Source organism: Actinokineospora auranticolor, assembly GCF_002934265.1.
GTDB lineage: Bacteria > Actinomycetota > Actinomycetes > Mycobacteriales > Pseudonocardiaceae > Actinokineospora > Actinokineospora auranticolor.
Map to the genome: position 1 here is coordinate 132,329 of NZ_PTIX01000020.1, position 6,913 is coordinate 139,241.

At 71.2% G+C, this 6,913-nt stretch carries 7 protein-coding genes; all 7 read left to right on the forward strand.

What is annotated here, in order from left to right:
• Positions 1-230 precede the first annotated feature (230 nt).
• Positions 231-1,268, forward strand: a complete 1,038-nt coding sequence (gene lepB / locus CLV40_RS28405) for a signal peptidase I (RefSeq protein WP_374066469.1) — start codon at positions 231-233, stop codon at positions 1,266-1,268.
• A gap of 23 nt (positions 1,269-1,291) precedes the next feature.
• Positions 1,292-2,236, forward strand: a complete 945-nt coding sequence (gene lepB / locus CLV40_RS28410) for a signal peptidase I (RefSeq protein WP_374065756.1) — start codon at positions 1,292-1,294, stop codon at positions 2,234-2,236.
• Between the two features lie 9 nt (positions 2,237-2,245).
• Positions 2,246-3,103, forward strand: coding sequence for a signal peptidase I (lepB, locus tag CLV40_RS28415; RefSeq protein WP_104482060.1), 858 nt, complete (start codon positions 2,246-2,248; stop codon positions 3,101-3,103).
• Positions 3,104-3,108: 5 nt separating this feature from the next.
• Positions 3,109-3,852 carry a ribonuclease HII gene (locus tag CLV40_RS28420; RefSeq protein WP_104482079.1) on the forward strand — a complete coding sequence of 248 codons (744 nt, stop codon included), beginning with the start codon at positions 3,109-3,111 and terminating at the stop codon, positions 3,850-3,852.
• A 40-nt stretch (positions 3,853-3,892) separates the two neighbouring features.
• Positions 3,893-4,216, forward strand: a complete 324-nt coding sequence (locus CLV40_RS28425; RefSeq protein ID WP_104482061.1) for a DUF2469 domain-containing protein — start codon at positions 3,893-3,895, stop codon at positions 4,214-4,216.
• Positions 4,217-4,727: 511 nt separating this feature from the next.
• Complete coding sequence (locus CLV40_RS28430; protein WP_104482062.1) at positions 4,728-5,084, forward strand: YraN family protein; 357 nt, start codon at positions 4,728-4,730, stop codon at positions 5,082-5,084.
• Between the two features lies 1 nt (position 5,085).
• Positions 5,086-6,600 carry a YifB family Mg chelatase-like AAA ATPase gene (locus CLV40_RS28435; RefSeq protein ID WP_104482063.1) on the forward strand — a complete coding sequence of 505 codons (1,515 nt, stop codon included), beginning with the start codon at positions 5,086-5,088 and terminating at the stop codon, positions 6,598-6,600.
• The last annotated feature ends 313 nt before the right edge of the window (positions 6,601-6,913 follow it).

Here is a 6,913-nt window from a genome sequence, read left to right on the forward strand (position 1 = left end):
TCGGTCAACCGCAGCGGCCGGACCCGAATCCGCCGTCGCGTCCGGACATGCGTGCGGTGACCCCGCCGTCGCAGCAGAACGTGCGCCCGGTGGCGCCGCAGAACCCCCCATCGGCGGACCAACCGTCCAAGTCGGACACGGCTGCGGCCGTGGACAGCCCGTCCCGCCGGGACTTGCCCGCGGTGCGGCGCACGACGCCGGGCAGCGTGTCCCGTCGCGACATGATCCCGGTGCCGGAGCTGTACGAACCGCCCGACATCGAGGCCCCCGAGGACGACGACGAGCCGCCGACGGCGCTGTCGACCACTTCTTCGGCAGAAGGCCGCGAATCCGACGCGGACCTCACCGCGCTCATCCCGCGCGTGCGCGCTCGTACCCGTGAGCGCTACCCGGGGTCGGGTGCCGATGGTGGGCGCGACAAGGAATCCGAGGACAGGCGCAAGCGCGGCGGCAGGCACCGCCGTCCGCCCCGTCGGCAGCCGTTGTGGCGCGAGATCCTGACCCTGGTCGCGATCGCGCTGGTGCTGACGTTCCTCATCCAGCACTTCGTCGGCCGCGTCTACTCCATCCCCTCCGGGTCGATGGAGCAGACGCTGCACGGCTGCCCCGGCTGCGAGGGCGACCGCGTGTTCGTGGACAAGGTGGTCTACCGCTTCCGCGACCCCACGCCCGGTGACGTCGTGGTGTTCGAGGGCCCGAACACCTGGACCGAGCACGACGTGAAGTCGCCGCCCGCCAACTTCCTCGTCAACTCGCTGCGCTACGCGGGCTCGTTCATCGGCATCGCGCCGCCGGACGAGCGCGACTTCGTCAAGCGCGTCATCGCCGTCGGCGGGCAGACCGTCGAGTGCTGCGACGACCAGAACCGGGTGCTGGTCGACGGGAAACCGCTCGACGAGCCGTATGTGTACTGGGAGAACGGCGTGCCGAACTCGCAGATGAAGTTCGACCCCGTTACCGTGCCCGAGGGCACGCTGTGGGTGATGGGCGACAACCGCAACAACTCCAGCGATTCCCGGATCCAGGGCGGCGGCGGTGTGCGCGGTGTCGTCCCGCTCGGCAAGGTGATCGGCAAGGCCCGCTACATCGTGCTGCCGCCGTCGCGGTGGCGCGGAATCGGCGACCACAACCCCCAGGCGGGTCCGGACCTCTCGGCGGCCGGTTGGCAGGAGGGCGTCCCCATCGGGGTCGGCTTCGCGGGCGCCTGGCCGGTGCTGTGGATCGGTCGCAGGCTCAAGAACGTCCTCGTACCCAGGAAGGCTGACTAGCTTTGTCGGACGCAGACGGTGTCGTGCCAGGGGATCGACGCGGCGCCGAGGATCTCGACGTCGTCGAAACGGACTCCACGCGGGAAACCCCGCAATCGCCGGAAGTGGGGCACACCGAGCCAGCGTCGGACCCGACGCCCGAGGAGCTGGGAAAGCCCGATGAGCCCGAGAAGCAGTCCAAGAAGCGGGGCTTCTTCGCCGAGTTGGGCATCCTGCTCGGCGTCGCGCTCGCGCTGACCATCGTCATCCAGCTCTTTATCGCGCGGGTCTTCCTGATCCCGTCGGAGTCGATGGAGGCGACCCTGCACGGCTGCGACGGCTGCTACGGCGACCGCGTGCTGGTGGACAAGGTCGTCTACTACTTCCGCGACCCCGAGCCGGGCGACGTGGTGGTGTTCAAGCGGCCCGACACCTGGAACTCCGACGGGCCCGCCAACCGCTCCGACAACGCGCTGTTCGCCTGGGCGCAGGACTTCGCCTCGCAGTTCGGCCTCGCCGAGCCGAGCAACGAGGACCTGGTGAAGCGGGTGATCGCGGTCGGCGGTCAGACCGTGCAGTGCTGCGACGACCAGCAGCGGGTGCTGGTCGACGGCAAGCCGCTGGACGAGCCGTACATCCACCACCTCACCGAGAACGACGAGCAGCGCCCGTTCGCGCCGGTCACCGTGGCGCCGGGGATGCTGTGGGTGATGGGCGACAACCGCAACGCCTCGGGCGACTCGCGCATCCAGGGCGGCGGCGGGGTCAACGGGTTCGTGCCCGTGGACAACGTCATCGGCAAGGTCCGCACGATCATCCTGCCGCCGTCGCGGTGGCAGGGGGTGGGCGACCACAACCCGCAGGCCCAGTCGCTGTCGGCGCCCGCGTGGCAGGTGGGCATCCCGGCCGGGGCGGGTCTGGCGGCGGCGTTCCCCACGGTGTGGCTGGGCAGGCGGCTGCGGCGCAAGCTCGCCGGTCGGGGTCGATAGGCTGGTCGGGTGTCGGAAGGAGCGAACCCGGCGGACGACGACGAGTCCGAGGTCCCGGAGGCCAAGCGGCGGCGACTGCCGTTCTGGGTCGAGTTGCCGATCCTGCTGGGCGTCGCGCTGGTGCTGACCATCGTCATCCAGTCGTTCGTGGCGCGGGTCTTCGTGATCCCGTCCGAGTCGATGGAGGCGACCCTGCACGGCTGCGAGGGTTGCTACGGCGACCGGATCCTGGTGGACAAGGTCGTCTACGTGTTCGGCGACGTCGAACCCGGCGAGGTGGTCGTCTTCGGTCGGCCGGACACGTGGAACCGCTCGGAGTTCGTGGCGCCGCGCTCGGACAACGGGTTCGTCCGCTGGTTGCAGGACGTGGGCGCCAAGTTCGGGTTCGCCGCGCCGGACGAGGACGACGTGGTGAAGCGGGTGATCGCGGTCGGCGGTCAGACCGTGCGGTGCTGCGACGACCAGAACCGGGTCTTGGTCGATGACAAGCCGTTGGACGAGCCGTACGTGCACTACGACCCGTACGGCGACCGTCGGCAAGAGGACTTCGAACCGGTGTCGGTGCCGCAGGGCATGCTGTTCGTCATGGGGGACAACCGCAACCACTCCGCCGACTCGCGGGTGCAGGGTGGTGGCGGCCCCAACGGCCTGGTGCCGGTGGACAATGTGATCGGCAAGGCGCGCACGATCATCCTGCCGCCGTCGCGGTGGCAGGGGGTGGGCGACCACAACCCGCAGGCGCTGTCGGCACCCGCGTGGCAGACCGGCGTTCCGGCCGGGGTGGGCTTGGCGGCGGCTTGGCCGACGTTGTGGCTCGGCAGGCGGCTGCGCGATGCCGTTCGCGGTGGCGGGAGGGGGAAGCGGTGACGGAGATGTTGACGGCGGAGGCGTTACGGCCCCCGCGGGCTGTCCTGCGTCGTGACACCGGCACGTGGAGCCTCCAGACCGCGCTGCACCGCCGCGGGCTGGGGCCGGTGGCGGGGGTGGACGAGGCCGGTCGGGGGGCGTGCGCGGGTCCGCTGGTGATCGCGTCCTGCGTGCTGCGGCCCGGGGACGCGGCCCGGTTCGACGGCTTGACCGACTCGAAGCTGATGACGGCCGCCGCGCGCGACCGGATGTACGACCTGGTGCTCAAGCGCGCGGTCGACCACGCCGTGGTCGTGGTGCCCGCGGCCGAGGTCGACCTGATGGGCGTGCACGTCGCCAACATCGAGGGCATGCGCCGCGCGGTGGCCCGGCTGGCCACCCACCCCGGCTACGTCCTGGTCGACGGTTTCCGGGTACCGGGCCTGACCGCGCCGAGCATGCCGGTCCTCAAGGGCGACCAAGCCGCGGCCTGCGTGGCCGCCGCCTCGGTCCTGGCCAAGGTCACCCGAGACCGGATCATGGGACGCTTGCACGGGGACCTGCCCGCGTACGGGTTCGACGTGCACAAGGGCTACTGCACGGGCGTGCACACCCGTGCGCTGCGCGAGCACGGCCCCAGCCACGAGCACCGCTGGTCCTACGCCAACGTCGCGGCGGCCGGGCTGGCGAAGGGGTTGCGCGCGCCACACCGGGTGGCGCTGAGTGTGGCCGCGGCGGCTGTGGTTCAGAATGGTGGATCCCCGCACTAGCGGTGGGACAGGGTCACGACCAGGAGGGGCGCGCGGGAAGATGAGCGCGGAGGATCTCGAGAAGTACGAGACCGAGATGGAGCTGCAGCTCTACCGGGAGTACCGCGACATCGTGGGCCAGTTCGCCTACGTGGTCGAGACCGAGCGGCGGTTCTACCTGGCCAACGGCGTGGACGTCCAGGTCCGCGACGCCGACGGCGAGGTGTACTTCGAAGTCCGCATGTCCGATGCCTGGGTCTGGGACATGTACCGGCCTGCGAGGTTCGTGAAGAACGTCAGGGTCATAACGTTCAAGGACGTCAACGTCGAGGAACTGGACAAACCCGACCTCCGCCTCCCGGAAGACGGCCCCTTCGGCAGCTGACCGCGAAGCGGCCCCCGCCCTCCCAGCGGGGGCCGCTTCGCGTATCGGCTCCCGATCTCCGCCTCCGGGCCGTTGGCGTCTCCGCCACTCTTCGGAGCCAGGTGCGGACTTTCCGTCGTGTGGCCGAGGTGGCCAACGGCACGTGGGCGCTGACTACCAGGTGGCCCGGTGCGCCAGGGCTTCTGGCCGCGAACTTCACGCCGGCCAACTGCCCGGCGAGTCCACGAGCAACGTGGCTGCGGCTTCCGCTGGCTGATGTCTCCAGCACGCCGTCTGCGACCGTGCCCGCCAAGCACCTCCCACGGTCGGCCCCTGCCGCAAGCCGTCGCCGTCCGGTGCTCTCCCGCAGCCCGTGCCGCCCGGCGCGCGGCACACGATCGCGTGACCGAGTTATCCACATACCCCGGATTCATCCACCGAAATCCGGCACCCCCGCCACCCGCTCGCGCCGGGCGGCACTGTCGACATCGGACACGGCACCCCGCCGTGCCGAGACCCGACAGGAGGGGCCATGGCGAAACACCTGCGCTTGGGCGCGCTCGGTGAGGACATCGCCGCGCGGCACCTGGAGAGCACCGGCCACGTCATCCTCGCCCGCAACTGGCGCTGCGAACTGGGCGAGCTGGACATCATCTGCGACCACCACGGCGAACTCGTCGTCTGCGAGGTCAAGACCCGCTCCGGCACCCAACTGGGCCCACCCGCGGCCGCGGTGACCGACGCCAAGGCCAACCGCATCCGCGCCCTGGCGACCCGCTGGCGCCAGGACAACGGCATCGCCCCCTGCCGCACCAGGTTCGACATCATCGCCGTCTTGGTCCCCCGCGCCGCCCCCGCCACCCTCCGGCACCACCGCGGGGTGCTCTGAGATGGTGCTCGCCCGGATCTGGTCGGTGGCGCTGTTCGGGGTCGACGGAATCCCCGTCGAGATCGAAGCCGACATCGGCGGTGGCCGCCCGCGCACGCAGATAGTCGGTCTGCCGGACGCCGCCCTCAACGAGGCCAAGGACCGCGTGCGCGCGGCGGTGCGCAACAGCGGGCTGGCGTGGCCGGACCAACTGGTCACCTTCGCCCTCTCGCCTGCCGCACTGCCCAAGGGCGGGGCAGGCTACGACCTGGCGCTCGCGGTCGCCATGCTCGTCGCCGACCAGAAACTCCCACCCGACCCCTTCCACGACACGGTCCTCGTCGGCGAACTCGCCCTCGACGGCAGGCTGAGGATGGTGCGGGGCGTGCTGCCCTGCCTGCTCGCCGCCCGCCGCGCGGGCCTCCGCCGGGCCGTGGTCCCGGAGTCCGCGTTGGCCGAGGCCTCGCTGGTCCACGGCCTCGAAGTGCTCGGTGCCGCGAACCTGGGGCAAGTGCTGGCCTGGGCGAAGGGCGACGTTGAGGCGTTGTGCCCACCCGGTCAGGGCGACACCTATCCGACCACCGCTCCGCCTGACCTGGTTGACGTGGTGGGGCAGCCCGAGGCGCGATGGGCGTTGGAGGTCGCCGCCGCGGGCGGGCACAACCTGCTGCTGGCGGGTCCGCCAGGCACCGGGAAGACGATGCTGGCCAAGCGGCTGCCGGGGTTGTTGCCGCTGCTGTCGCGGGAGCAGGCGCTGGAGGTCACCGCGATCCACTCGGTCTCCGGTGACCTGTCGCCGGACGCTCCGCTCGTGGCCGTCCCGCCGTTCATCGCCCCGCACCACACGACTTCGGTTGCCGCGTTGGTCGGAGGTGGGGTGGGTATCGCCAAACCGGGCGCGATCAGCAAGGCCCACTTCGGCGTCCTGCTCCTCGATGAGGCGGCCGAGTTCGCGTCCGACCGGCTGGAGGCCCTGCGCACCGCGTTGGAAGAGGGCGAGATCCGCCTGGCCCGCCGGGATGGGGTGGTCACGTACCCCGCCCGCTTCCAACTCGTCCTCGCCACCAACACCTGCCCGTGCGCACCACCCCGCGAAACCGACTGCGTGTGCACGCCGATCACCCGCCGCCGGTACCTGTCCCGCCTCTCCGGCCCGCTGCTGGACCGCGTCGACCTCCGCGTCCGCATGCGCCCCATCACGGCCATGTCCCGTGCCCTCGACGTCGCGCCGGAGGACACGGCAACCGTCCGGGCCAGGGTGCGGCAGGCCCGAGACCGAGCCGTCCACCGGTGGGCCGCCCGCGGCTGGCGCACCAACGCCGAAGTCCCCGGCCCATCGCTGCGCCGCGACTTCGCGCTCCCGCGGGAAACCACCGCCATCCTCGACCGCGCCCTGACCACCGGCACCCTCACCGCCCGCGGCACCGACAGGTGCGTCCGCATCGCCTGGACCCTCGCCGACCTGGCGGGCCAACCCCAACCAACCTCGGACCACGTCGCCACGGCCCTCGAATTCCGCGAACGCCGCGCCGCTTGACCCGAACACCCACACCACCGAACCTCGAAGGTCCACATGAAACAGATCAACACCCCCCGAACCACCCCCGCGCGGACATCTGCCACGCAGCCCGGCCAGCTCCCACGCGACCTCCCGGCGCATCGAGCGGCCACCCGCGCCAGTGATCGCGGGCGCACGCCCCGACCAATCCGGAACGCGGCACAACCCCGCCACCGCAGCGGCCTCGCATCCACCAGTGGGGTGCCTCGAAGTCTCCGGACAGCGGCTAAACAACGGTCGGTATCGCTGACTTTCGAGCGTGGTATGCGTGGTGCACTTCTCGTGGCGTGCG